This is a genomic window from Mesorhizobium sp. 01N446 (assembly GCF_056399285.1).
Genome location: NZ_JBFTRA010000002.1, coordinates 761,715 through 787,000, shown reverse-complemented (window position 1 = coordinate 787,000; position 25,286 = coordinate 761,715). Strand labels below are relative to the sequence as shown.

Annotated in this window: 25 protein-coding genes and 1 pseudogene; 15 read left to right on the top strand and 11 right to left on the bottom strand. The window is 63.5% G+C overall.

What is annotated here, in order from left to right; translation table 11 throughout:
- Positions 1 to 108 precede the first annotated feature (108 nt).
- The gene (locus AC1DPX_RS12135) at positions 109 to 570 is read left to right on the top strand and encodes an Lrp/AsnC ligand binding domain-containing protein (RefSeq protein WP_183461279.1); all 462 of its coding nucleotides are present in this window, start codon (positions 109 to 111) and stop codon (positions 568 to 570) included.
- An 84-nt stretch (positions 571 to 654) separates the two neighbouring features.
- Here AC1DPX_RS12135 and gcvA read toward each other — a convergent pair whose 3' ends face one another.
- A complete protein-coding gene (gene gcvA / locus AC1DPX_RS12130; RefSeq protein WP_477236830.1) occupies positions 655 to 1,554 on the bottom strand; it encodes a transcriptional regulator GcvA in 900 nt (299 codons plus the stop codon).
- A 127-nt stretch (positions 1,555 to 1,681) separates the two neighbouring features.
- Here gcvA and AC1DPX_RS12125 point away from each other — a divergent pair, with 127 nt between their 5' ends.
- Positions 1,682 to 2,386: an SDR family oxidoreductase gene (locus AC1DPX_RS12125; protein WP_477236828.1), complete on the top strand. Its 705-nt coding sequence runs from the start codon at positions 1,682 to 1,684 to the stop codon at positions 2,384 to 2,386.
- Positions 2,387 to 2,430: 44 nt separating this feature from the next.
- On the opposite strand, the gene AC1DPX_RS12120 is transcribed toward AC1DPX_RS12125, so the two are convergent.
- The 3 genes from AC1DPX_RS12120 to AC1DPX_RS12110 form a co-directional block, all read right to left on the bottom strand.
- Positions 2,431 to 4,866, bottom strand: a complete 2,436-nt coding sequence (locus tag AC1DPX_RS12120) for a putative bifunctional diguanylate cyclase/phosphodiesterase (RefSeq protein ID WP_477236826.1) — start codon at positions 4,864 to 4,866, stop codon at positions 2,431 to 2,433.
- Between the two features lie 170 nt (positions 4,867 to 5,036).
- On the bottom strand, positions 5,037 to 6,290 hold the full coding sequence (locus tag AC1DPX_RS12115) for a cytochrome-c peroxidase (RefSeq protein ID WP_477236824.1): 1,254 nt from the start codon (positions 6,288 to 6,290) through the stop codon (positions 5,037 to 5,039).
- A gap of 289 nt (positions 6,291 to 6,579) precedes the next feature.
- A complete protein-coding gene (locus AC1DPX_RS12110) occupies positions 6,580 to 7,068 on the bottom strand; it encodes an Lrp/AsnC family transcriptional regulator (protein ID WP_477236822.1) in 489 nt (162 codons plus the stop codon).
- A gap of 107 nt (positions 7,069 to 7,175) precedes the next feature.
- Here AC1DPX_RS12110 and AC1DPX_RS12105 point away from each other — a divergent pair.
- Positions 7,176 to 7,708, top strand: a pseudogene (locus tag AC1DPX_RS12105) (RBBP9/YdeN family alpha/beta hydrolase).
- 6 nt (positions 7,709 to 7,714) lie between these two features.
- Here the strand turns inward: AC1DPX_RS12105 and AC1DPX_RS12100 are convergent.
- A complete protein-coding gene (locus AC1DPX_RS12100; protein WP_477237501.1) occupies positions 7,715 to 8,281 on the bottom strand; it encodes a DUF922 domain-containing Zn-dependent protease in 567 nt (188 codons plus the stop codon).
- Positions 8,282 to 8,415: 134 nt separating this feature from the next.
- Between AC1DPX_RS12100 and AC1DPX_RS12095 the strand changes: the two genes are divergently transcribed.
- A complete protein-coding gene (locus AC1DPX_RS12095) occupies positions 8,416 to 8,913 on the top strand; it encodes a hypothetical protein (protein WP_477236820.1) in 498 nt (165 codons plus the stop codon).
- Between the two features lie 3 nt (positions 8,914 to 8,916).
- On the opposite strand, the gene pdxR is transcribed toward AC1DPX_RS12095, so the two are convergent.
- On the bottom strand, positions 8,917 to 10,359 hold the full coding sequence (gene pdxR / locus AC1DPX_RS12090) for a MocR-like pyridoxine biosynthesis transcription factor PdxR (protein ID WP_477236818.1): 1,443 nt from the start codon (positions 10,357 to 10,359) through the stop codon (positions 8,917 to 8,919).
- A 5-nt stretch (positions 10,360 to 10,364) separates the two neighbouring features.
- Here pdxR and AC1DPX_RS12085 point away from each other — a divergent pair, with 5 nt between their 5' ends.
- From AC1DPX_RS12085 to AC1DPX_RS12075, 3 genes are all read left to right on the top strand, one after another.
- Positions 10,365 to 11,117, top strand: coding sequence for a pyridoxamine 5'-phosphate oxidase family protein (locus AC1DPX_RS12085; protein WP_477236815.1), 753 nt, complete (start codon positions 10,365 to 10,367; stop codon positions 11,115 to 11,117).
- Positions 11,118 to 11,233: 116 nt separating this feature from the next.
- Entirely contained in the window at positions 11,234 to 11,686 is a 453-nt protein-coding gene (locus tag AC1DPX_RS12080; RefSeq protein WP_477236813.1) for an N-acetyltransferase family protein, read from the top strand.
- Positions 11,687 to 11,819: 133 nt separating this feature from the next.
- Positions 11,820 to 13,019, top strand: a complete 1,200-nt coding sequence (locus AC1DPX_RS12075) for an aminotransferase-like domain-containing protein (RefSeq protein ID WP_202359373.1) — start codon at positions 11,820 to 11,822, stop codon at positions 13,017 to 13,019.
- Between the two features lie 24 nt (positions 13,020 to 13,043).
- On the opposite strand, the gene AC1DPX_RS12070 is transcribed toward AC1DPX_RS12075, so the two are convergent.
- Positions 13,044 to 13,301 (bottom strand): hypothetical protein, encoded by a 258-nt coding sequence (locus tag AC1DPX_RS12070; protein WP_244730820.1) that lies wholly within the window; start codon positions 13,299 to 13,301, stop codon positions 13,044 to 13,046.
- 335 nt (positions 13,302 to 13,636) lie between these two features.
- On the opposite strand from AC1DPX_RS12070, the gene AC1DPX_RS12065 reads away from it, so the two are divergent.
- From AC1DPX_RS12065 to AC1DPX_RS12045, 5 genes are all read left to right on the top strand, one after another.
- The gene (locus AC1DPX_RS12065) at positions 13,637 to 14,065 is read left to right on the top strand and encodes a VOC family protein (RefSeq protein ID WP_477236811.1); all 429 of its coding nucleotides are present in this window, start codon (positions 13,637 to 13,639) and stop codon (positions 14,063 to 14,065) included.
- 259 nt (positions 14,066 to 14,324) lie between these two features.
- Entirely contained in the window at positions 14,325 to 14,795 is a 471-nt protein-coding gene (locus AC1DPX_RS12060; protein ID WP_477237499.1) for a hypothetical protein, read from the top strand.
- A gap of 152 nt (positions 14,796 to 14,947) precedes the next feature.
- The gene (locus AC1DPX_RS12055) at positions 14,948 to 15,565 is read left to right on the top strand and encodes a C39 family peptidase (protein WP_477236809.1); all 618 of its coding nucleotides are present in this window, start codon (positions 14,948 to 14,950) and stop codon (positions 15,563 to 15,565) included.
- 15 nt (positions 15,566 to 15,580) lie between these two features.
- Positions 15,581 to 16,654 (top strand): D-alanine--D-alanine ligase family protein, encoded by a 1,074-nt coding sequence (locus AC1DPX_RS12050; RefSeq protein WP_477236807.1) that lies wholly within the window; start codon positions 15,581 to 15,583, stop codon positions 16,652 to 16,654.
- Between the two features lie 209 nt (positions 16,655 to 16,863).
- Positions 16,864 to 18,846, top strand: coding sequence for an AI-2E family transporter (locus AC1DPX_RS12045; protein ID WP_477236805.1), 1,983 nt, complete (start codon positions 16,864 to 16,866; stop codon positions 18,844 to 18,846).
- 151 nt (positions 18,847 to 18,997) lie between these two features.
- On the opposite strand, the gene AC1DPX_RS12040 is transcribed toward AC1DPX_RS12045, so the two are convergent.
- Positions 18,998 to 19,378, bottom strand: coding sequence for a LysR substrate-binding domain-containing protein (locus AC1DPX_RS12040; protein ID WP_477236803.1), 381 nt, complete (start codon positions 19,376 to 19,378; stop codon positions 18,998 to 19,000).
- Between AC1DPX_RS12040 and AC1DPX_RS12035 the strand changes: the two genes are divergently transcribed.
- On the top strand, positions 19,312 to 19,788 hold the full coding sequence (locus AC1DPX_RS12035) for a hypothetical protein (protein ID WP_477237525.1): 477 nt from the start codon (positions 19,312 to 19,314) through the stop codon (positions 19,786 to 19,788). The two genes, AC1DPX_RS12040 and AC1DPX_RS12035, sit on opposite strands and share 67 nt — an antisense overlap.
- 117 nt (positions 19,789 to 19,905) lie before the next feature.
- Here the strand turns inward: AC1DPX_RS12035 and AC1DPX_RS12030 are convergent, their stop codons facing one another.
- Positions 19,906 to 21,390, bottom strand: coding sequence for a hypothetical protein (locus tag AC1DPX_RS12030; protein ID WP_202358840.1), 1,485 nt, complete (start codon positions 21,388 to 21,390; stop codon positions 19,906 to 19,908).
- Between the two features lie 277 nt (positions 21,391 to 21,667).
- Here AC1DPX_RS12030 and AC1DPX_RS12025 point away from each other — a divergent pair, with 277 nt between their 5' ends.
- Complete coding sequence (locus tag AC1DPX_RS12025) at positions 21,668 to 22,141, top strand: phosphotransferase (protein WP_477236802.1); 474 nt, start codon at positions 21,668 to 21,670, stop codon at positions 22,139 to 22,141.
- Between the two features lie 7 nt (positions 22,142 to 22,148).
- Complete coding sequence (locus AC1DPX_RS12020) at positions 22,149 to 22,565, top strand: phosphotransferase (RefSeq protein WP_477236800.1); 417 nt, start codon at positions 22,149 to 22,151, stop codon at positions 22,563 to 22,565.
- A gap of 43 nt (positions 22,566 to 22,608) precedes the next feature.
- On the opposite strand, the gene AC1DPX_RS12015 is transcribed toward AC1DPX_RS12020, so the two are convergent.
- Entirely contained in the window at positions 22,609 to 24,822 is a 2,214-nt protein-coding gene (locus AC1DPX_RS12015; protein ID WP_477236798.1) for a glycosyltransferase, read from the bottom strand.
- Positions 24,819 to 25,274: a hypothetical protein gene (locus AC1DPX_RS12010; RefSeq protein ID WP_477236796.1), complete on the bottom strand. Its 456-nt coding sequence runs from the start codon at positions 25,272 to 25,274 to the stop codon at positions 24,819 to 24,821. The genes AC1DPX_RS12015 and AC1DPX_RS12010 overlap by 4 nt, the downstream gene beginning before the upstream one ends.
- Between the last annotated feature and the right edge of the window lie 12 nt (positions 25,275 to 25,286).

Genomic DNA, 25,286 nt, shown 5'->3' with positions numbered 1-25,286 from the left:
GCGTTGCCCGCCAACGGTATTGCCACTCGACAGCGTGATGAAATATGCTGTTTTCACGATTTTGGCGTGATAATCGCGCTATCGGTGGCCAGAAAGCGTGAATTCCGAATGGACGATCTTGACCGTATCGATCGCTCGCTGTTGCGCTTGCTGCAGGAGGATGGCCGCCGCACGACGCTCGATCTGGCCCGCCGCGTCGGCCTGTCGCCGACCGGGGCGGCGCAGCGCATCAAGCGGCTGTTTTCCGAAGGCTTCATCCGGGCGGTGCGGGCCGTTCTCGACCCGGCCCGGATCGGGCAGGCACAACTCGTCTTCATCGAAGTGCGGCTCGATCATACGGCCCCGCATGTCTTCGACCGCTTCGCCGAGGCGGTCCTGCGGGCGCCCGAGATCATCGAATGCCACATGGTGGTTGGCGGCTTCGATTACCTGGTCAAGGCGCGCATCGCCGACATGGCGATGTTCCAGGATTTCCTGCAGCGGGTGATCCTGCCGCTGCCCGGCGTCAGGGAGACGCATACCTACGCCTCGATCGCCAATGTGAAGCCGGACGCGTTGCTGCCGATCTAAAGCGCGTCACGCGACGCGCTTTAGATCTTTGTTTTTTATGCATGTCGTTCCCCCAAAACCGAGGTCACTTTTGGGCGACATGCATTAGACCGGCGGCCGTTCCCCGGCATCCAGCAGCCATTGCCGCACGGCCTGTGTCGGTTCGGGATGGCGCTGCTTCCTCGGCATCACGACATGGAAATCCTGCGTGCCGCGCATTTCGCCACTAACCGGCTGGACGAGGCGGCCGGCGGCAAGGTCGGCGGCGACGAGGAAGCGGCTGGCCAGCGCTATGCCCTGGCCGGCGATGGCCGCGTCGATGGCGAGGCTGGTCTGGTTGAAGCGCATGCGTTTGAGCTCAGCCGTCATCTTCAGGCCGACGGCTTTTTCCATGAATTCCGGCCACAGATTGTGCGCGTCGTGTAGCAGGACGTGATGCTGGATTTCGGCCGCGGCGATTTCGGTTGCGCCGGCCGGCAGCAGGGCCGGGCTGCAGATGGCGACGATCTGCTGGGGAAACAGCAGGTCGACGACCAGGCCGGCGCCGAAGGGCGGGCGGCCTTGCCTGACCGCAATGTCGACGCCGTCGGCCTGGAAGCTCGACAGGCTTTCGCTGGCCAGCACGCGCAGGTCGACCAGCGGGTTGTCGGCCATGAAATCCTGCAGCCTTGGGATCAGCCATTTGGTGGCGAAGCTCGGCGTCACACTGATCGTCAGCCGCGCCGGCTCTGGGCGCAGCAGCAGCGTCGCCTCCGAGATCAGGTCGAAGGCGCGGCGGATGTTGGGCACATAGGCGCGCCCCTGATCGGTCAGCGCCAGGCCGCGCGGCAGCCGCTCGAACAGTTTCGTGCCGAGATGGCTCTCCAGGCCGCGAATGTGCTGGGCCACCGCACCCTGGGTGACGTTCAGTTCCTCCGCGGCGATGCGGAAGTTGAGATGGCGCGCCGAGGCCTCGAAGGCGCGCAGCGCATTCAGCGGCGGCAGGCTGAGAAAGGCTTCGGGCATGCAGGAGTTTTTCTACTGGTTGATTTCAGGCATTCTGGTTCGAACCAAGCGGCAAAACCAGCTATATCACCGTTCAAATCCCGAAAACACCGCCTGCGGTGCCCGCCAACCCTGAGAGGAAAATCCAATGAGTGTAGAAAAAGTGGCTGTTGTCGTGGCTGGTGGCAGCGGCATGGGAGCGGCGGCGGCCAAACGGCTGGCCGCGGATGGGTTCAAGGTCGCCATCCTGTCCTCGTCGGGTAAGGGCGAGGCGTTGGCCAAGGCGTTGGGCGGGATCGGCGTCACCGGCTCCAACCAGTCGAATGACGACCTGCAGCGCCTCGCCGACCTGACGCTGGAGCGTTTCGGCCGCATCGACGTGCTGGTCAACAGCGGCGGTCACGGGCCGCGCGCGCCGATCCTGGAGATCACGGACGAGCAGTGGCACACCGGCATGGACGTCTATCTGATGAACGTCATCCGGCCGGTGCGCATCGTCGCGCCGCAAATGGTCAAGCAGAAGGGCGGCGCCATCATCAACATCTCGACCGCCTGGGTCGCCGAGCCGAACGCGATGTTCCCGACCTCAGCCGTGTTCCGCGCCGGATTGACCGCCTACACCAAGATCTTCTCCAACACCTACGCGGCCGACAATGTGCGCATGAACAATGTGCTGCCCGGCTGGATCGACAGCCTGCCGGCGACCGAAGAGCGCCGCGACAACGTGCCTATGCAGCGCTACGGCACGAGCGAGGAGGTGGCGGCGACGATTGCGTTCCTGGCGTCGGAAGGCGCAGGCTATATAACTGGCCAGAACATCCGCGTGGACGGAGGCGTTATCCGGGCGCTGTGAGGCGCCGACCGGGCTTGGGTTCCTGGCCCCCACGATCATGGGGGTTACGCGGTCAGGGCCTCTGGCTGTTCGAAGAGCGTATAAAGCTCGGAGACCGGCATTGGCCGGCCAAACAGCCAGCCCTGGACATCCGTGCAGCCATTCTCCCTGACCAGCCTGTACTGGTCTTCGGTCTCGACGCCTTCGGCTGTCGTCGTCATGCCGAGCGTGGTGCCGAGCTCGGCGACGGCCTTGACGATCGCCCGGCTTTCGCTGCTCTCGCACATCAGGCTGACGAAGCTGCGGTCGATCTTGATGCGGTTGAACGGGAACGATCTGAGATAGCTCAGCGAGGAGTAGCCGGTGCCGAAATCGTCCATGGCTATGGAGATGCCGAGGTCGCGCAGGCTGTGCAGCGTGTTTAGGGTGTTTTCGTTGTTCGCCAGCAGCACCGACTCGGTGATCTCCAGCTCGAGCCGTGACGGCAGCAGGTCCGAAGCCGCGAGCGCCGCGGCGACCTGAAGCGGCAGCCCCTGTTGTTTGAACTGGGCCGGCGAGAGATTGACGGCGACCTTGACGGGCAGGGGCCATTTCACGGCGTCGGCGCAGGCACGCCGCATGATCCACTCGCCAAGCGCGTCGATGACGCCGGTCTCCTCGGCCAATTGGATGAACTCCGACGGCGGCAGCAGGCCGAGGCGCGGATGGTTCCATCGCACCAATGCTTCGAAGCCAGTGAGTTTGGAGGTCTTTGCGTCGTGCAGCGGTTGATAGTGCAGGACGAACTGTTCCTTTTTCACGCCGAGCGCCAGTTCGGATTCGAGTTGGCGCCGCTCCTGCAGTCTCGCGTCCATTCCCGGCTCGAACGACCTGCAGGTGCCACGGCCCTCCATCTTGGCCTTGTACAAGGCCAGGTCGGCATTGCGGATAAGGGTTTCCGAGCGTTGTCCGTCGTCGGGGAAGACGGCGATGCCGATGCTGCCGCCGATGTTGATCTTGTGGCCCTGGACGGAGAATTCGTCGGACAAGGCATGAATGACGCGGCYTGCCAGCACGCCGGCCTCGTCGTTGCCGTCAAGCAGGAGCTGAAGGATGACGAACTCGTCCCCGCCAATTCTGGCCACCATGGCGGTTTCGCCGGCATGCTGTTTCAACCGCTTCGCCACGGCCCCGAGCAACTCGTCGCCGACCGGATGGCCGAGCGTGTCGTTGACCGGCTTGAAACGATCGAGATCGACGCAATGGACAGCCAGCTTCTCGCCGTCCCTGAGGCTTCTCAATGCCTCGTCCATCGTTTCGGCCAGGAGGCCCCGGTTAGGCAGGCCGGTGAGAATGTCATGCGTGGCGAGATGCTGGATCTGTGCGGTGCGTTCCTCGACCCGCCGCTCGAGGGTCTCGGCAGCCTCGACCTGCATCGTCATCGTCCGCCCGATCGCGTACCAGCAGGCCAGCGCCAGCAGCGTGACCACCGCGACCGCCGCATAACCGGCCAGTTCGAATTGACGCACGGACTGGACATCCATGTTGCCGTCGAACCGGCTGTTGGGGAAACCGGCCCAGAGACGCCATGCGCTCCTGGGGTCGTTGAGCGAGAGCGGGATGACTTCGGAATAGATCAAATTGGGGTCGGCCGCCGTGAAGGCACGGGAATCGGCCGCCACTGCCGTCGACATCTTGTGCTGGTCGGATTCAAACCCGTAGCCTGAATTGACGATGACATAGTCGCTGCTCGGCAACAGTTTGCGCAGCGCCGAGGTAAGCATGATCGCCGACACGGAGCCGCGCAAGCTGCCATCCGCGCCGAACACCGGGACCGAAAGGATGAAGCCTGATCGATCAGCGTCATTGCCGGTGTGGATGAAATCGGTGTTGTCGCAGGTGATGAGCTCCTTCGTGCCGATGACCGGCACATTGAGCCCGTCGATGGCGCTCGAATTTGGATAGTTCGCCTTCAACCAGGCGAGCTGTTTGGCCAACTCGTGGTATTCATAGGTCTCGATCTCCTCGGGAGGGCGGGTCAGCGCATTCTCGTCCAGTTTCGCGCGTTTGGCATCGCCAACGGTATCGGATCTTGCTTTGGCGTTCACGATCAACTGGTCGAACTGGAGGATCGGCTCCTCGAGCTTGCCGGTCACCGCATCGAAGCGGTCCGGGTTGAAATCCAGCGGCAGGAAGTAAACCTCGGAAATGGAGACGTTGCTGGCGAGGTTGTTGTAGATCTGCTGGATTGTCGCACGACCCTCGGCGCCCAGATTTGTGCCGTACCGGTCGAGGTTTCGCACGCTTGGTAGATAGGTCAAGGTCCGCACATTTTCATATACGGCCCGCAAGGCGTCTTCGACGGTCTTGGCCGTCGCTCTGGAAGCTGCCTGGGAATTCTCGAGATAGCGCTCCTTGGCCAGCGCGAAGTTTCGCTGGGCATCGATATGCAACGCCGCCAGCGTCGCCGCGCCGGTCAACAGGATCACAACAAATCCGGCCGCTCGCCTGAATGCGTTCATCTGCGTCCACCCTCGAGTGGCAAGGGATACCGTACGGTGGTTTAGGAAGCGCTAATTGAATTGGTCGTTTCTTACGACTTCCGCGCGCTGCCGCGCATCAGATCCGGCAAGACCCAGACACCCTTTTTTCGCGGGCGGACAGGCCGGGGGCCGAGCAAGGCGCGAGGAGGTCAGTTCGCGGGCAGCGGCTGCTGGTCGGCGTCGGTAAGCGTGCCCAGGAAGGCAACGATATCGTCGATCTCGGCATCGCTGAGCGCCGGTCTGTCGCCCGGCTTTTTGCCGTTGAAGGGTGGATCCTGATTCAAGTTTCCCCAGTAAGCCTTTGGCAGATCGTCATATTGCCTGACCGTGCCGTCGGCATTCCTGGGGTACCAGCGGCCGGGATCGGTGTCGCGGCTGGCGTAGAAGGCGACCGCGTCGCGCAGCGTGTGGAAGGCGCCATTGTGGAAGAAGCTCTTGCGCAGCGCGACGTTGCGCAGGGTCGGGGTCTTGAACAGGCCGCAATATTCGGACCGTCCCTTGAAGTCGATGCGCAGAGGGCCGCAGAGGCCGAGATCGACATAAGCCGGATCGGCATTGGCTGGAATGGAAGCATTGCGCGGCACCGCGATGGCGATCAGGCCGAAATCGGTGAATTGCGGCGGCTCGCCGTCATTGGCGGGTTCGCTCAAGTGGCAGCTGGCGCAATTGCCCTTGGCCGCTTCCTCGAACAGCGCCCGGCCGCGCAGTTCCTGCGCCGTCAGTTCAGCCTTGCCGGCGAGGAAGGCGTCGTAGCGGCTGGAATAGGGATAGAAGTCGGCGGCACTCTGCTCGAACGTGCCGAGCGCCTCGGCGGCGGCGTCGAAGGCATCGCTCTCGTGGTCGAACACGTCGTCGCCGAAGGCTGCCTTGAACTCGCCGGCATAGGCTGATTTGCGCAAGGCTGATGTGACGGCGGCCTCATCCTTGTTGGCCATCTCGAAGGGCGAGAGCAGGGGGATTTTCGCCTGGTCCTTGCCATGGTCGGCGCGGCCGTCCCAGGTCAGGCCGCCGGTCGGGCCATTGTCGACGCTCTCGTCGCCCTCGTCCTCGGAATCGTGGAAATGCTCGGTGAAGGCGGGCGCTGCCTGGAGATAGCGCAGCGACGGCACGGCGCGCACGCCCGGCCGGTCGAGGTTTGGACCGCCCATTTCGACCGGCGAGGCAGAGGCCGGACCGAAGGCGTGGTGCGGGTCATGGCAGGACGAGCAGGCCTGCTTGCCCGAAGCCGACAGCGCCGGGTCGAAGAACATTTTCCGGCCAAGCGCCGTCAGCGCCTGCGCCCGCGCGAAGGCATCGGCGCGCGACAGCGGGCCGGGGTGGACGCTGCCGGTTCCGGCACGGACGAAGGTTGCCGGCAAAATAGCGGCAAGGCCGAACAACGATGCGGCGGCGGCCGCAATCATCAGGCGTCTGCCTCGTCCTGTCGTCATCGGTTCCAGGTCCATTTCGCTCCGCGGTTAGGTTCGCACTGCCAGGGATTGATGACCGCCCCCGTTCTTCATGAAACCGTATTCTCAGGCAAGGCAGTCCACAACAAATCGAAGCCGCTCGTCCATGATGCCAGTCTCTCGCCAAACCATCGCCGGTCCTCCGGCGGAAACTGTCACCCATGCTATCGGTCCATTCCGTTATCTATCTATCCGGTTCAGACAGGCGCCTTTCCTCCCTGCCTTGTTGGGAGGGGCAAACGTCTCAAACCTTCAAACCGCCTGACCTGCGGATCAGCTCGCGGCCGATCGGCTTCGGCGTTTCGCTCCGCAGCACCAGCGCGGTGGTGACCGCGCCGTGGCGCGCCACGGCGTCGACGATGGTTTCAAGGTGAGCTGGCGAGGGCACGACCACCTTGAGGATGAAGCAGTCCTCGCCGGTCAGCCGGTGCACTTCGGTAATCTCGGGCATTGCGGCGAACTGCTTCAGGCAGGGGCGGATGTGTTCATGCGTGGTGCGCACACGGATGATCGCCATCATGCCGAGGCCCAGCGCCGCCGGATCGATCACCGCGGTGTAGCCGGCAATGATGCCGCGCTCCTCCAGCCGCTTCACGCGCTCGGAGGTCGCCGGCTGCGACAGGCCGACCCGCCGGCCAAGCTCCGATATGCCGATGCGGCCGTTCTCCTGCATGGCCTCGACAATGGCGATGTCGGTCGGGTCGAGCAGCGCGCGCTCATTGCTGGTGTTCATGGTCACCTTGAATCCATCGGCGAGGAAATGATTTCTCCGATGGTTTCCCATTCCCGGTGCCAGCGCAAGACGTCACCATGCACCTCGATCGATAGGAGCAAGGCGACATGACGCATTTCATCATCCTGCCGGGCAGCGGCGGGTCCGGGCCGGCGCATTGGCAGTCGCGCTGGGAAAGCGCCAATCGCGCGATGCGGCGCTTCCAGCCTTCAAGCTGGGAGCTGCCCGATTTCACCGACTGGCTGGCGGCACTGGAGGCCGCCGTGATCGCGGCGCCCGAGCCGCCGGTGCTGGTCGCGCACAGCCTGTCCTGCCTGCTGATCGCACACTGGCAGAAGATTTCGCAACGGCCGGTCAAGGCGGCCCTGCTGGTCGGCGTTCCCGATCCGGCGTCCGCGGTCTTTCCCGGATATGGCATGGCTTTCGCCAAAATTCCGCAAGGCAAGCTGCGCCTTGCCTCGCTGGTGGTGACCAGTACGAACGACCCTTATGGCTCGGCGGACTATGCGCAGGCGCGCGCGACGCAATGGGGCAGCCGCCTGGCCGTGATCGGCCCGTTCGGCCACATCAATGCCGAAAGCGGCTGGGCGATTGGCCGGAAGGTTTGGCGCTGCTCGACGGGCTGGTGTCCGAGGCCTGAAGGCGCTCAGCCGCCATTCACCAGGGCAAGGATGAGTTTTTGCAGATTGCCGCCCGGGCCGAGTTCGACGCGGTCGAAATCGCGGCTCGCCTGGCGCTGCGCCTGCGAGAGTGCGGACAGGCGCTTGGTCATCTCGGTCCGGATCTTGCTGCATCTGGGATCGTCGGCAACCGTGAGGCCGACGGTCGCCGCCTCGATCTTGCGCACCATGTCGACAATGGTCGCGCCATGCACCTTTTCATGGGCGCTGACACCGGCGAGGAAAACCTCCCAGTTCTTCTGGACGGCGGACGGCAAGGGCGAGGAGGGGCTGGGCAAGGTGTAGGTGATGATCAGCTTCGGCTTGGCCGACGCCAGCACGCAGGCGCCGGCCCGCGCCTGATAATCCCTGGTCCAGGTCAGCTTGAAATTGGTGTGGGCGATGGCGCGGGCAACGCCGACATTAGGCCCGTTCTCGCCGATCGAGCGGTAGAGCTCCGGCCCGGACTGGCCTGAAATGGCGTAGGTTTCGACCTTCTCGACCGGCTTCCACTGCGCATGGGCAGCCAGAGGCAAAGTAACCAGGGCCGCCATCAAAACGCACAGACGAACGCAGGCTCTCAACACCGTTCTCTCCAAACCACACGACTTTGCCGCAACGGGCAATGTCACGGGATCGCTTTTCCTATATGCTGCCGACGGGTGCTGCAATTGTCGGAGGGGAAGTCATGAGGGTTCGTTATCTCGTCGTCGCTGGTGCCGTGGCCGCATTGCAGGCCGCGCAGCCGGCCTTAGCCGCGTCGTGCAGCGGCTGGAGCGCCAAGATGGAGGAGGACGAGGGCGGCAGCGTGCTGACCGCCTCGGTGTGCGGCGGGCCGAAGGGCGATGCCTATCTGATGCTGACCTGTTTCGAAACGCCTGTGCTGAGCTACGATCTGGGCTCCAGCGGCCAGCAGACGGAGCCTGGCGTCAGCGGCGCGTTCGATTTCAAGGCGGACGGCAAGACGGTGACCAAGACGCTGCAGCTGGAGGAAATGTATAATTACTTCGTGGTCAATCTGGCGAAGGCCGATCCGCTGCTCGACCTCTTGCGTTCGAAGGGCGATGTGACGGTCAGCGCTGCCAAATTTGGCGCGGTAAGCTTTCCGCTGAAGGGGTCGCGCGGGGCGATCGGCAAGGTTCTGGCGCAGTGCGGCAAGGCCAAGCCCGCCGGCGATGCGGATTGAGGGTCACCGCAGCACCCCACCCAATCGCACCGTCGCTCCCATCAAATCCTCATCCGAAAACCCGGAGAAACCCAGCACCAGCCCGTGCCTCGGCGTGCCGTCGATGAACATCGCGGACAGGGCACGCGCGCCGACGCCCACCGCCTTTGCCGCTTCGACGATCGCCGTGTCCGGTCCGCCACCCCTCAGCATCGCCATCAGATGCAGCCCCTGTTGGGGCACGGTCACATCAAGCGCATCGCCGCAACGCGCCTGGAGGCCCGCCACCAGCACGTCGCGGGCGGCTTGCACGCGGCGGCGCACCCGCCTGAGATGGGCGGCAAAATGGCCTTCGTTTAAAAGGTCGGTCAGCGCACCCTCGGCCAGCGTCGAGGGGTAACGGTCGGAACGCGCCCTGATCGCCATGACGGCATCGAGCAGGGGCTCCGGCACCACGACATAGCCGATGCGCAGGCCGGGGAAGAGCACTTTCGAGAAGGTGCCGAGATAGGCGACGCGGTTGGCGCCATCCATGCCTTGCAGCGAGGTCAGCGGCGGGCCGGCGTAGCGGAACTCGCTGTCGTAATCGTCCTCGAGGATCCAGGCATCGTTGCGCCGCGCCCAGTCGAGCAGGGCGAGGCGGCGGCGCATCGTCATGGTCACGCCGAGCGGATATTGATGCGAGGGCGTGACATAGGCCGCGCGGGCCTGTGGGCAGAGACGCTCGCCGATCTCGGGATCGAGCCCTTCGGCATCGACCGGCACGGCGACAATCCCGGCGCCGCTGCCGGCCAGCGCGGCGTGCGCCATGGGATAGCAGGGATTTTCCAGCCAGACGGCGTCGCCGGGGCGAAGGGCCGCGCGCGCCAGCAGGTCGAGCCCCTGCTGCGTGCCCGAGGTCAGTACGATCTGGCCGGAGTCGCAGCGCACGCCGCGCGCGGTCCTGAGATACGCTGATATCGCGGTGCGCAGCGGAAGACCGCCGCGCGGATCGCCGTAGCGGAAATGTTCGGGGCCGGGGCGGGCGAGGTGGCGCGACAGCAGGATGCGGAACAAATTGAGCGTGCGCGGATCGGACACCGCCACTCCAAGGCCGCAAGGCAGTGACGTGGCGGCGTCGATCTCCGGCGGGCGTGGCTTGACGAGCGTTGTCGGCAGATGCGGCACGTCGGGCGCGACGAAGGTGCCGGCGCCGACCTTGGCGACGGCAAAGCCTTCCGAGACCAGCATTTCGAAACAGGCGACCGCCGCCGAGCGCGACAGGCCGAAACGTTGCGCAAGGTCGCGGGTGGTCGGCAGCTTGGCGCCGGCGGCCAGCGCGCCGGTCTCGATCAACCGGCGGAGCGCGGCGTAAAGCTCGCGGCTGCGCGGGCCGTCGCCCGGTAGCACCGGGATCAGCGCCGACCAATCCGGCAGATTGGTCTGAATTTTGTTGCTCGGATTGGTTCTTTTCTCGACCAATGTCATGGCGCATGGTTGGCAGACAACAAGTGAGGATGCAAGCCGTGAACGACGTCGCCGCCAGCTTTCCGACCACCAGCCGCAACCGGGTCAAGCGCCTGCATGAGCGCGGCAGCTACGACCATGCGGCCGTCTTCGCGGTGCTGGATGCCGGGCTGCTCTGCCACGTCGCCTACACGTTCGACGGCCAGCCCTATTGCACGCCGACCATCCACTGGCGCGAGGGCGACATGCTCTACTGGCACGGCTCGTCCGCCAGCCGCATGCTGCGCCAGCTCTCCGGCGGCACGCCGGCCTGTCTCACCGTATCGCATCTCGACGGGCTGGTGCTGGCGCGCACCGGCTTCAATCATTCGGCCAACTACCGCTCGGCGATGTGCTTTGGCACCGCGCGGATCGTCGACGAGCCGGAGGAGAAGATGAAGGCGCTGGCGGGCGTCGTCGACCGCTTCTATCCCGGCCGCAGCGAGACCTTGCGGCCGATCTCGGCGCAGGAAGCCAAGGCGACGATGGTGATCGGCATGCGCATCGAGGAAGCATCGGCGAAAGTGCGCGCCAAGGGCGTCGCCGATGACGAGGAGGATTACGGCCATCCGGTCTGGGCCGGCGTCATCCCGGTGCGGACAGTGATTGGCGCGGCCGAGCCCTGCCCGAGGATCCTGCCCGGGATAGAGCGGCCGGCGAACCTGGCTGGTTATGCGGAGGGGGAGAGGCTGGATGCTGCGCTGATGCAGGCGCAGAGGGTGTATGAGGGCGAGGTGTAACCTGCGAGGCTGGCGGCGCCTGCTTTCGCCAATTTTATCGCCGGCGAGCTTAGCTGGCCAAGTTCGCATCTCAATACAATATTGCCGCCACCATCACCTCGCGCTATCCCGGCACCATGATCACCTTCCGCAAGGCGCAAGCCTCCGACCTGCCGGCCATCGTTGCCATGCTGGCCGACGATCCGTTGGGTGCTGCGCGTGAGGATGCCTCCTTGCCGCCGGCGCGGGGCTATCTCGATGCCTTCGACGCCATCGACGCCGATCCCAACCAGTTGCTGGCGGTGGCCGTGGACGGGGCGGAGGTGGTCGGCACGCTGCAGATCACCTTCCTTGCCGGGCTGTCGCGCAAGGGCGCCTGGCGTGGGCAGATCGAGGCGGTGCGGGTCGCCGGCCACCGGCGCTCGGGCGGCATCGGCCGGTTGATGTTCGAATGGGCGATCGATCAGTGCCGGGCGCGCAAATGCAGCCTCGTGCAGTTGACCACCGACAAGGGGCGGGCGGACGCGCACCGTTTCTATGACAGCCTCGGCTTCGTCGGCAGCCATGTCGGTTACAAGAAAACCTTGTAGGCGTTCCGCCCCGGCCGCCACTGGCGTATACCGCAAGGGCTTCAGGCACTATTCAAATTGCCTGACAAAGCGGATATAGGTCAGCTAAGTTGACCTATATTCGAAACGTCCGGGGAGGCGTGACTTGACCCTTATGAACCTGTTGGCTTCGCGCTCGTCGCGCATGAAGGCCTCCGAAATCCGTGAGCTGCTGAAGCTGCTCGACCAGCCTGACATCATCTCGTTCGCCGGCGGCATTCCCGATCCGGCGCTGTTTCCGGCTGAGGCGATCCGCGATGCCTATGCCGAGGTGCTGGGCGGTGCGGAGGCGGGGGCGGCGCTGCAGTATCAGGTCTCGGAAGGCTATCTGCCGCTGCGGCGCTGGATCGCCGGGCAGATGGGCAAGCTCGGCGTCGCCTGCGACGAGGCCAACATCTTCATCACCTCCGGCTCGCAGCAGGCGCTGGATTATCTGGGCAAGCTGTTCCTGTCGCCCGGCGATACCGCGCTGGTGACATGGCCGACTTATCTTGGCGCGCTGCAGGCCTTCAACGCCTATGAACCGCGCTATGACCGGCTGCGGCCCGAAGGCGGCAACATGACGCCGGATGCCTATCGCGCGGCGGCCGCCGCAAATGGCGGCAAGGTCAAGTTCGCCTATCTGGTGCCTGACTTCGCCAACCCGACCGGCAACACGCTGGACAAGAAACAGCGCGAGGCGGTGCTCGATCTTGCCGGCGAACTCGACATCGCCGTCATCGAGGACGCCGCCTATCGGGCGCTGCGTTATGACGGCGAGGGCGTGCCGCCGATCCTGGCGCTCGATTGCGCGCGCTCCGGCGGCATCGACAAGGCGCGCACGCTCTATTGCGGCTCGTTCTCGAAAATCCTGTCGCCGGGAATGCGCGTCGGCTGGGTCTGCGCGCCGCGCCATGTGGTGGAAAAGCTGGTGCTGATGAAGCAGGCTTCCGACCTGCACAGCCCGTCGATCAACCAGCTGGTGATGCACCGCGTCGCCGAATCCGTGTTCGACGGCCAGGTCGACAAGCTCATCGGCGCCTATCGCGAGCGCCGCGACGGGCTGCTTGGCGCGCTGGAAGCCCACATGCCCGACGGCGTGACCTGGAGCCGCCCGGAAGGCGGCATGTTCGTCTGGGCGACGCTGCCGGAAGGGGCTGACGCCACCGAACTCCTGGCGCGGTCGGTGAAGGAAGCGCGCGTCGCTTTCGTGCCCGGCAACGCTTTCTACGCCGACGGCACCGGGCGCAACACGCTGCGGCTGTCCTTCACGCTCGCCGATCGGCGCGCGGTCACAGAAGGCATTCCACGGCTGGCCGCGCTGCTGAAGGGGTAAGGCGGATCACGGAAGGCGGTATTCCTAAGCCTTCACCGCGACCAGATGCTTGAGGATCGCAAGTCTGGTGCGCACCAGCTTGCGGAGCGGTTTTTCAAAGCCTTCCTCGCCGGTCTCGACGACGAAGACCAATGTCATGAAGTCGAGCATGAACTCGTCGATCGCCGCGGTGACCGCCGGCGACTTGTTGCCTTTGAAGCGTCGCAGCAAGGCGGTTGCCTCCTCGACATCGTCGACCCCGGCGCTGTCGAGCAGCGCCTCCAGCCTCTGAAAACAATCCAATCGTGGTTCCTCCCGCCGCGCCACGAAACTCCGCTTTGATCGGAAAGTTCCCGTCAGGAGAATTTCTCCTGAAAAGCGATCCGCGTGGAACCTCTTCGGCGCACAGGTGTTCCTAGGTGTCTGACCCCCCGCAGACATCTGAAAGCCTTTTCAACGAGGCTTTCCAAAAGCCCGCCGGTTTCCCCCTCTCCGGCGGGCTTTTTCGTTTGCGAAGGACCGAAGGGCGAGATTTTCGGCGACAGCGCCGGAAGGCAACGCCTGTCAGTAGCCTGCGCCCACCCGCGTTGACGGCGCTCCAAGCGAATTTAAAGTCGAAACATCGCGAGGAGGAATTTATGAAGACCCAGGAACTGCATCGCGGCCGGCTTATCGACCACATCCAATTGGTGGTGCGGGATCTCGCCGCCAGCCGGCGTTTCTATGAAGCGATCTTCCAGGTACTCGGCGTGCCGATCGGCGGGACCGGCGAAGATTATTTCTGGTCCGACGAACTGTTCATCTCCAGCGCCGACAGCCAGGCAGCCCTGGGAAAACTCACCGGCCGTCATCATCTGGCCTTCCAGGCGAAGGACCATGCGATGGTCGATGCCTTCTACAAGGCCGGGCTGGCGGCCGGCGGCAAGGGCAATGGCGCACCGGGCGAGCGGCCTTATCATCCCGGCTACTACGCCGCCTTCCTGCTCGACCCGGACGGCAACAACATCGAGGCCGTCCATCACGGTGCGCACACGCGCAGCGCCGCTTCGGTGAAGATCACCTTGTAGGGACTTTCAGGGAACGCGGCTGCGGCCGCAACCCATGACGTTCTCCACGCGCTGGCCCAACGGCTTGCGGGATGGATGGCGTTCCTGTCGTTGCCAGATTGCTGGCCCCAATGCTAACCGTGCAAAGACGGCGGGAATCGGCGTCGAAGCAAGGTACGCGGCAAATTTTCGCCGGATAGAGGCATCCTTTCCCCATCGTGGAGAAATATATTTCATGCATAAATCGACCAAGGCAATCTGCGCTGCAACGCTTGTACTTATGAGCGAAGCCATGTTGCCGGCAAGCATATTATCAGTTTCTGATATTTCATCGGCGCAGGCTCAGGAGGAATATCTCCCGACCAAGAATGACTTTGTCGGCAAATGGAAACTCAGCGGCTCGGCCATCCGGCCGCCGCGTGACATGAAGGATGCGCCGACGCCGGAACAGGAAGCGGCCGCCGCCGAATTCCAGCAGACGGTAACCGCGTTCTACGGCGCGATCGACTATCTCGAGATCACGGCGGACGGCCGCTACAATTTCCATCAGCCGGGCGACCCGACGTCTGGATCTTGCGTGTGGTGCGGGACCTGGTCCTTCAGCAAGAGCTCGCTGTGGCTCAAGCTCGACACGGCGCCCCGGCTCGACATCTACGCCAAGGACGGCGATATCCAGATGACCTACACCGCCGAACCCGACGAAAAATCGAAATACGCCTGGCTGGTGTTCGGCTGGACGAAGGCCGAGTAAGCGGGGGCCTGCGGCCGCGTCGTACAGGGACAGGTGACCCGTTTTCGTTGCTCGCCTAGGCATATTGTCTATCAGCGTTAAGTCGCTTTTTATCAGTCTCGTAGTCTCGTAGTCTCGTGTACGAGACTGATAAATGCTGCCCGGGAAACCCTGTGAACCCATTGCCTGAAACCGTGCCGTTTTTCAGCCAGTGGGAAACGCCAGACATGACGCTGGCCGTGCTTGCCGATGGCGCCGAGGCAGCGCTCAGGCGCGATCCGCTGTGGCAGGGATCGGGCGCCGAAACGCTCGACGAGTACGCGGTCTGGGCCGCCAACATCTGCGGCATGGCGTGCCTGAAAATGATCCTGGCGACGCGCGGCGAGATCGTGCCGACGATCGAACTGGCAAGGCGCTGCACCGTATATGGCGGCTATGTCGTCAATGACGGCTCGATCAAGGGCCTGATCTACGCACCCTTCGTCACCTTCGTGCAGGCGGAATTCGGCCTGGGGGCGCAGGTGATGACCAATGTCGCGACGTCGGACATTCCGGCGATCCTCAGGCAGTCGCGCTTCTTCATCGCTTCGGTCAGCAGTTCGATCCGCTGGCCTGAGCGCGAACCGCCGTCGAAGGGCGGCCATCTGGTGCTGGTGACGGCGGCATCGGATGAGGGTTTTCGCTTCCACAATCCATCCGGCCATACCAGCGCCACACAGGCCAACGCAGTGTTGGCGCCAGCCGATTTCGATCGTTTCTTTGCCAATCGCGGCATTGCCGTCACCATTTGATTTCGAGGGACTTCAATGACTGATAAGACCAGGGTCGCCATCCTCTATGGCGGGCGCTCGGCAGAGCATGACGTGTCGCGGCTGTCGGCGGCCAATGTGCTGAAGGCGATCGACCGGACGCGCTACGAGGTGGTGCCGATCGCCATTACCAGGGACGGCAAATGGCTGTTGCAATCGTCGTCCGAAGCTGGCGCCGACGGGGCAGGGGCTGCGGTGTCGGAGGATGGCATCGAAGTCGCCCTGTTGCCCGGCGGCAAGGGCCGGCTGGTGGCTCTCACCAGGAATGGCGAGCAGCCTGACCCTGTCGATGTCGTCTTTCCCGTTTTGCATGGGCCGTTCGGCGAGGATGGTTCGGTGCAGGGCTATGCCGAGGTCGCCGACGTTGCCTATGTCGGCTGCGGCATCCTGGCTTCCGCCGCCGCCATGGACAAGGATGTCGCCAAGCGGCTGCTGCGCGAGGCGGGGCTGGCGGTTGCCCGCTCAGTCACCGTGCCGAGAGGCGATGTCGGTTCGTTCCAGGAAATTGCCGGAGCGATTGGGCTGCCTTTCTTCGCCAAGCCGGCGCGCCAGGGCTCCTCCTTCGGAGTGAGCAAGGTGCATGACAGGGACGGCTTCGAGCAGGCCGTCGAAACGGCTTTGCGCTATGACAGCAAGGCGCTGATCGAAGAGTTCGTCGACGGCCGCGAGATCGAGTGCTCGGTGCTGGAGCGGGCCGACGGTTCGCTGACGGTGTCGCTGCCGGGCGAGATCATTCCGGCCGGCAAGCATGGCTTCTACACCTATGAGGCCAAATATCTCGACGCCGACGGCGCGCTGGTCAAGGTGCCCGCCGATGTCCCGGCCGATGTCGCCGACAGGGCCAAGGACATGGCGGCGCGGGCCTTCCGGGCGCTTGGCTGCGAGGCCCTGGCGCGCGTCGACTTCTTCCTGCGCCCCGACGGCTCGCTGCTGGTCAACGAGGTCAACACGCTGCCCGGCTTCACCGACATCTCGATGTACGCCAAGGCGCTGGCGGCGATTGGCATCGGCTACAGTACGGTGATCGACGTGCTGATTGAGCACGCGCTGGCGAGATATGCGGCACGCTGAGCCGCCGTGCGAAGCGTCACGCCAAGCCTGCCGCCGGCCTTGGACGTGAATCTCGACGGGCGGATAAAGTCACTTCTCCCCCTGACCACAGACCGCAGGGAACCTACTGAGCTATTCGGAATTGAACGGTAACCTGCGGTCCATCGGCCAAGGTTGCGCGCCGGCTCAATATATCAGACCATGCTAATCGGCATGGGGAGAGATCAAGAGTGGCCAATCGTCGAAACGGGACGGCGTCCGAGGCGCATGGGCTGGATAGCATTCTTGCGGCCGCCGCGCCCCATCCGCGAACCGTGTTGCCCAATGTGGCGACCACCGTCACTACGGTGGCGGCGCTGTATTTCGGCCGCGAGGTGTTCCTGCCGATCGCCATCGCGCTGCTTTTGACCTTCGCGCTGGCGCCTTTGGTTTCGGCGCTCAAACGGATCGGCATTCCCCGGATCGCCGCTGTGATCGCCAGCGTGCTCGGCGCATTCGCGGCCCTTGCGCTGTTCAGCTTCATCGTCGCCACGCAGGTCAGCGAACTGGCGCAGAACATTCCGGTCTATCAGACCAACATCCTGGCCAAGATCCGCTCGCTCAAGGAAACCGGCGTCGGGGGCGGGATCATCGCCAGATTGAGCAACGTGGTCGAGCGTGTCGGCCAGGAGATCGACAAGCAGGATGCGTCGCTGCCGGCCGCCACTCCCGACAAGCCGCGGCGCGAGCCGGTGCCGGTCGAGATCGTTGCGCGCGAAAGGCCGCTCGAAGTCCTGCAGAACATCGTCGGCCCGCTGATCAGCCCGCTCGGATCGGCGGGTCTGATCATCGTCGTCGTCATCTTCATGCTGCTGGAGCGGGAGGATCTGCGCGACCGCTTTATCCGGCTTGTCGGCTATGGCGACCTTCACCGCACCACCGAGGCGCTGCGCGATGCCGGCAAGCGCGTCGGCCTCTATCTGCTCATGCAATTGGTGGTCAACATCGTCTACGCCATACCGATCGCGATCGGGCTGTGGATCCTCGGCATTCCCAATGCCTTGCTGTGGGGGCTGCTGGCGCTGGCGCTGCGTTTCGTTCCCTATATAGGCCCGGCCATCGGCATGCTCTTGCCGCTGTTCCTGGCGCTGGCCGTGGCGCCCGGCTGGTCGCTGGTGCTGTGGACCGCGGCCCTGTTCGTGGTGATGGAACTGGTCACCGGCAATGTCGTCGAGCCCTGGCTGTACGGGTCGCGAACCGGGCTGTCGCCGCTCGCCATCATCGTCGCGGCGATCTTCTGGACGTGGCTGTGGGGGCCGCTCGGACTGGTGCTGTCGACGCCGCTCACCGTCTGTCTCGTGGTGCTGGGCAGGCACGTGCCGCAGTTTGAATTCCTCGACGTGCTGTTCGGCAACGAGCCGGTGCTGGAACCGCATGCGCGCCTCTACCAGCGGCTTTTGGCCGGCGACCCGGACGAAGCCACCGACCACGCCGAGGAGATGCTGGAAGAAAAATACCTGGTCGAATTCTACGACAAGGTGGCCATTCCGGCGCTTCTGCTGGGCGAGCGCGACCGTGCGCGCGGCGTCATGGGCGACCAGCAGAGACGGCAAGTGGCGGCCAGCGCGCTCGCGCTGGTGGCCAATCTCGAAGACGATGCGAAGGAGGAAGCGGGTGAGGAGGATGCCCCGCACGTCGCCGCGGAGGCCGGCGAGGCAAGCGAGCCTGGCGGCGCCGAGGACGCGGCCGAGCTGCCCGATGGCACGGGCATGTCGGTGCTTTGCGCCGGCGGGCGAGGGGAACTCGACGATGCCGGGGCGGCGATGCTGGCGCAGGTGCTGGAAGTCCAGGGTGCAACCGCTTCGAGGGCGGGCTTTGCCGACATGGAACCCGCCAGCATCCGCAATCTCGAGCTCGAAACCGTCGACACGGTGGTGGTCGGCTTTCTCAACCGCGATTCCGTCAAGCACGCGCGCTTCCTGGTCCGGCGGTTGAAGCGGGCGAAGGCGGCACTTCGGGTGGGCATCGTGTTCTGGTCGGAAACCGGCAACGACGACAAGGAAGCAGCGGCCAAGCTCGCCCAGGACATCAACGCGGATTTCGTCGCCCATGGCATGGCCGACGCCGTGACGGGCGCGCTGTCGAACGAGCCGCCGGTGGCGCTGAAGCTCGTCGCCAAACGGCGCCGGCCGCGCGCCGCGCCAAGGAAGGCGGTGGCCGCGGTGGCGGGTTAGGGGCTCAGCTCGATCGCTGCGAGCGACCGAGTTTGATCAAAGCGGACTCTCCCGGGTGACAGAGGAGCCGCTCTTGTCTCCGAGCGGACGACTTGTGCAATGCGGGCCTCCCCGCTTCGATCCGTTTTGATCTACCCCGCGGCCACCAAAGTCAGTTTTCGGGTGGTTTCCTCAACTTCGATCTTAGAAATTCCACCAGCAGCTTGAGACATTCAACCCTTTTGTTTTGCTCGGGATAGTAGATGTAAAATGGCGGCAGGTCTTTGACGTATGGCTCAGGGAGCGGCTCCAGATCACCCCTGCTGAAATGATCTTCCAGCGTCACCCGCGTGGACCAACCAACGCCGTGTCCATCGCATGCCGCTTGAATGACCCCTCCGGCGGAATCGAAAATCAGCCGCGCAGGTGGATCAAGTCGCTTGTCTTGACCGTCTTCCAGAACCCACCACTCTCGCAGGACTGCCGATGCCGGTAGCCTCTGCCGAATGCATTGATGGTTCAGCAGGTCACGAGGATCTTTTAGGGACACCATGGGTCTGGACGTATGAGGGTGATGCAAAGAAGGCCGACTTGATTGGAGGAGTGACGCGGATGGCGATCATGGCGGGCGCCAGCACGTCGCCCATGGTTTGGGTCCAACCGCATGGAGCGGTTGCGAATGCCTATCCGTACATCTTTGGCGCTTGGTCAAATGTGGGCCTGACCGATTGGCTTGTCCTCACGCTGCTGGCAGGATTTGCGATTGTAAATGGCATGTTGCTGGCGGGTGCCTATCAGGCTGCGCCGCCTTCCATCGTTTCGACCTTCGAGTACTGCTATCTGGTATTTGTTGCGGTTTGGGACATCATGTTCTTCGGGATAGCGCCCACCGTAGCTTCAGTCTCGGGCATGGTCTTGATTGTGACAGCAGGATTGCTGGTCTTGCGCCGCAAGACGAAGTGAGCTCCGCAAGTCCCTGCGCGAAAAGCCGGACGACCGCGGGCACGTTCGGCGCTGGCAGCATCTCCGCAAAAATGGACCTTGTCGGCGTCGACCTGCAAGCTTCTGCCTGCCGGCGGATCATATTCCGGTTATCGGCAGCTCAACCGTGACATTCGGCCGGCGCAAGGACCTTTCGCAGCCGCGTATCGGGATCCCTTTCACCGAAAAAATCCGCCGCAAGGTCCCGTCCGACTTCAGGAGCCGATACTCCGATCTCAGTTGCGCATCGCGGCTGAAGCCAAACGGACTGCTCGGGTCCGGCTTGACGATGCTGCGAATTTCATCCTGGTAGTCGGCGATACCCTGAAGGAGCGCGTTGATTGTCGCGGCAATCTCCGTGCGATCCTCGGGGCGCTCGACCACGGCATCCAGCAGTTCGCCAAGCTTGCGCAGCGGCACCTGACGGTCCTGGTTCGGATCGCCATTGCGATAGGCGATCTCGACATCGACCAGGCTGAGAACGGAAACGAACTCTTCCTTGAGCAGGAAGATTCCGACATTCACGGGCTGCGCGGTCGGGTTCTGCGCCGTCTTCTCCTTGACACTCTCGGTCTGCTCGTCGGTCTGGGTGTCTTCCCGGCCGGTTTCTATGCTCTGCTTGCGGGAACGGTTCGTCTCCGACACTTGGGAATCGATGGCGGATGTGGTCGATTCCGCAAAATCCTGCCGGACCTCATTGGTCGATCCGCGCGCATGAACCTGGGCGTCCGCGCTGCCGCCGCCGATTTCGACCGACGCTTCCCCGTGGAAACTCCCGTCGAATCCGTAATCATAGTTGTTCGTGCCGGACCTTTTGTCGGCGGTATCCTTGAGCTGCTTGTTGAAATTGTCTACCGCCTCCCGGTCCTGACTGTCCAACACGGTGGAGGTCAGCTCGTTGCTCGTCGATGTTCGCTTCTTGATGATCACCTTGTAGGTCATCGATCCGCCGGGCGACAGGCTGATGGAGTCGACCAGATCATCCCGCGCCAGATCTCCGCGGAAGCTCGCAAGCTGATATTGCTCGACCAGGAAGAGCTGTGGCCGAAGGTCCTCCGGCGCGGGTATGCCTCCCAGCGTGAACGGAACGCGCGCCTCCCTGAGCTTCGCCTGAAGCGGAGCCAGCGACATTTGAAAGAAATTGGCCTGGAGAGCCATGTAATTTTGAATCATGCCCGGCTTGATGATTGGAGGTTGCTGACCGATGACAGCCGGAGGCATGGGAACATCGAGGCCGGGCAGTGAGACGGTTTCTCTGAACGCGGCCGAAGCGCGGAAGATCGCCGGCGTCGAGAACCCGAATGGGGTTGTGTCCGGGCCTGGTTCGAATCCGAGCAGCAGAAAGGCCTTCAGCAGTCCCGCCTCGGTCTTCAGGTCGACCGGCGGGATTCCCATCGGATCGGGGGGCGGTGCCGCATTGCCGCCTGAGAAACCCACGAAAACATCCCGTTTCAGGCCAAGCGAGATGAACACCGGCTCCGGCCGGAAAGGCACGGAATCCTCGGGGTTGACTTGCACCGATACACTCGGGCCGTGCTGCGTTTCGGTTGCGCTTGGGTCAATTATGGTTTGGTCGTTCGGCATGGTCTGTCGCCCCCTCCAGGTAATGGGATTCACACAGCTGCTAAGTTAAATAAACTCGAACATATCTTGTGGGCCTGGTGTTGCGCCTCCAAGACAATATGCCATAGGCTCTTTTTACAATATCAGCGGTGTTCTTGTCGCCTGTTTCCGCCGAGTGACCTGCTCGCAATGACAGAAGGGTGCGTGGGATCTGGTCGACACCTACATCAACCTTGACGTCAGCTCTTGAAGTTCGGCGTTTTTGCCCTTCATGTCGAGCCCGGCAGGACGAAAATTCATGATGCATGACGATCAGGTGAATATCGACATCGATATCGCCCGCCGGATGATCCGCGATCAGTTTCCCCAGTATCGCCATGAGGACATCGCCTCGGTTGGATCGCCGGGAACCGTCAATGCCATCTTCCGCATTGGCTCAAAGAGCGCTGCGCGCTTCCCGTTGCGCGCGATGAATCCGACCGAATGCGCTGATATGCTTCGGTCGGAGGCCGCTGCCATGGTCGAGATTGGCGAATATTGCTCGTTTCCGACGCCGCAGCCGATCGGGCTCGGCGCGCCCGGTCCCCGATATCCAATGCCATGGGCATTGCAAACGTGGATCGAAGGCGAGGTCGCCACGCCGCACGGGCTCAGCGGATCGACGATTTTCGCCCTCGACCTTGCACACCTCGTGGGATCGTTGCGCCGGGCGGACACACGGGGCCGAGGCTTCGACGGGCGGGGGACGTGGTGGACATCTCCCCGATCATGACCATTGGATGGCTGTTTGCCTTGAAAACAGCCAGGGCCTTCTCGATGTGGCTCGACTGCGCGATCTGTGGGCCCGGTTCCGGGAGTTGCCCGTCGCAGGACCGGTCGTGATGAGCCACAAGGACCTTATCCCGGCAAACCTTCTCGTGCAGGGCGAACGTCTTGTCGGGGTGCTTGATGGCGGCAGTTTCGGACCAGCCGATCCGTCGCTGGATCTGGTGGTGGCCTGGCATCTTCTCGACGCCAAGCGAAGGGCGACCTTTCGGAGCGGCCTTCAAGTCGATGACCTCTCGTGGAAGCGCGGTGCTGCCTGGGCGTTCCAGCAGGCCATGGGGCTCGTCTGGTATTACCGCCGCACCAACCCCGCCATGAGTGCGCTGGGGCGCAGCACGCTCTCCCGCATTCTCGACGATCCGGACATCTGAGCCGTGGTAGCCGGCGCGCCGGGCACGCCGCGGCGTGCAGCGCTCAGGCATCCCTGGTGATGTCCCAGTCAGTCCGGACAATCCTGGCGTGGTCTTCGATATAGTTCGCGATGACGTCGGCGCCGTTGGTCCAGGGGATCGCCCCGCAGCGTGCGGCCATGGCTTCGCGCTCGGCGGGGTCGAGCAGTTCTTCGATGAAGCGGTCGACATGGGGGAGGTCGTGGTCGCGCCGCATCAGCAAGCCAAAACCGCCAAGCTCCGCCCAGCGGGCGCGGTTGAGCTGCAGGTCCATCTCGTCGCTCTCGTTGGGCACGAACAAGGTCGGCACCGCGCCGAGGATGTTCTCATGGAACGTATTGTAGCCGGGCGCGACGACCGCGGCGTCGAACGCGCGGCTGTAGCGGAAGCTCGGGAACAGCTCGACGATCCGATGCCTCGGGCCGACCGGCTCGTCTGAACCGAAATCGGCGCGGATCGGCGAGCGGATATCCAGTACCAGCGTATCGGGACGGTCAAGCAGGGCTTTGAGAACACCGTTGCGGACGCCGCGCATGTCGAAATTGCTGCCAGAGCCGAGTTGCAGGGCCACGACGGTCATGCCATCGGGGATTTCGAGGAAGTTGCGCGCGGCGGCTCTTTCCAGGCGCTCATTTGGCCCCAGCAACAGCACCGGCGGAACCAACAGAACCTTGTCGCGCACTTCAGACGTCGGGCCGTGATCGAATTCATCGGCCAGTTCGCCAGGCTCTATGACGGCGTCGAAAGCCTCCGCCATCTCCAGGAACGGGCGGTGCGCTTCCCGCCACATCGGTCGACGGACCCAGATCGAGAACAGGTTGGGGTCCATGGCCAGAGCCGCGGCGACACCCTCGAAGACAGCCGTGGCGTCATAGGCAAAGACCGCGGGACGCAGATGACTGATCAGATCGAACAGTTCTTCGGCAAGCACGTCATTCCAGTCCTCGGGCGCGGCATCGATGCCGCGGTGATGGGTCAGGAAGTGGGCGTGATAACCCTCGTCGGTTGCAATTTTCATGGCGTAGGACATTGTCGCAAAGACGGGCTTCAGCCCTTGCGGCAGTCGCTGGGCGACAGCCATCTGCTGCGCGAGATGCCCCATTCCGATGCCGTTGGACGATGCAAACAACACCTGACGTATCGGCAAAGGCTGGATCGTCGCTCGCACGGCCGCCGAATCGCGTGGTTTGGAAATGTTGAACAGCCTCTCGAGGCGTTGCGGGAAGAGCTTCGCCGCGTGGTGCCGGGCAACGAACTCCCTGGCCAAGGCCGATTGCCGTGCGTAGGCGTCTGCGTCGGTGACGAACATGCCGATGACGTGCTCGACATCTCGCGGCGCCGCATAGATTGCCGCGTCGCCGAACAATGGCTGGAAGTGCTCGGGGAGAATCGTGACGAGACCGACCGCGAGCGCTTCGAGGATCGTGCGGCCAAACGCCTCCGACCAGGAATTGCTATGGTAGTAGACATAGAAATCGAGGCCGTGGAGAAACTCGGGAATGCCGGTCCATGCAAAGGGCAGTATTTCCCAGTTGCCCGGCAGCGGACCGTAGAGCTCCTGGAGGAAGGAACCGCCGCCCAGGATCCTGATGCTGTAGCGGGCCGCGTCAGCAGGATAGATGCGCAACGCGTCGGCGGCTTTCCTCGGCCATTTCAACTTATCCGGGCGAGCATGGCGGCCGATGACGACCGGATTGTGCGGCGGGCTGTCCGGCCTGCGAGGCCAGTCGTCGAGATCGATCAGATTGGTCCAGTTCTCGGGCAAGAGTTCCGCGCCCGCGGGCAAACGGCGGGGCAAAGCATCCCGAACGACGGCGCTGACAGGGGCGAGCCAAACCTTGATGCCAAACGCCCAATGGCAATTGCTTATGATGCGCGCCAGGTCGTACTGTAGCTTGCCCAGCCGGTCGACCATGGGATGATGGAGAACCATGACCAGGCGTTCGGTCCGGATGCCGGTCCGCCTGGTGAAGCGGTTGGACATTATCGTCGGATGGTGCACCAGGACGAGATCGGCGTCGACCTTGGTGTCCGGGTCGATCCGTTCCGTCGCGCCGCCATCAACCAGTGCCCGCAAGTCGGGATGCATCGGGTAGGGGTGACGCAGCAATGGTCCCTTCACGGCCAGCAAGCCGGTCTTGAAACCCGTGCGGGCCGCCGCCCGGATCTCCACGGCGAGCGCGGTGGAGGTGCCGCCTTCGAAGCGGACATCGGCGACAAAGAGAATGTCCAGCTTCATGATCTGGGTACATCCGGCGTCTTGCGGACGGATGCCGTCGGTGCTGCCGCCAGGAAACTGTCGATGGTCGTGCCGTAAGCCAGGACACGGCGGGGGCGCCATTTGGCCAGAAGGAGCCCCCAGCGCTCCCGCAAATAAGCCTGCCAGGGCATGTCGGCCGCGTGCAGCCGCTGCTCCACCAATGGGGGCAAATACTCGAAAATCACGCCGTGACGGCGGAATATCGTGAAGTCCGGATTGTCGGTCAGGTAGATGAGCCGATCGCTCTTTCCTGGAAGCTTGCGCTTGGTCGTGACGATGATCTCTTCGAGAAAATCAGGATTCACGCCTAGAATCGTAACAATAATAGTCGAAATGTCTTCTTTAGATTTGTACACAAAAATATTTCCAGGGTCTTCAACTCCCGGATTTGGTTTATCCTTTCCAAGGAAGATTTCCTTGAGCTTTCTCATCTGAATGGGGCT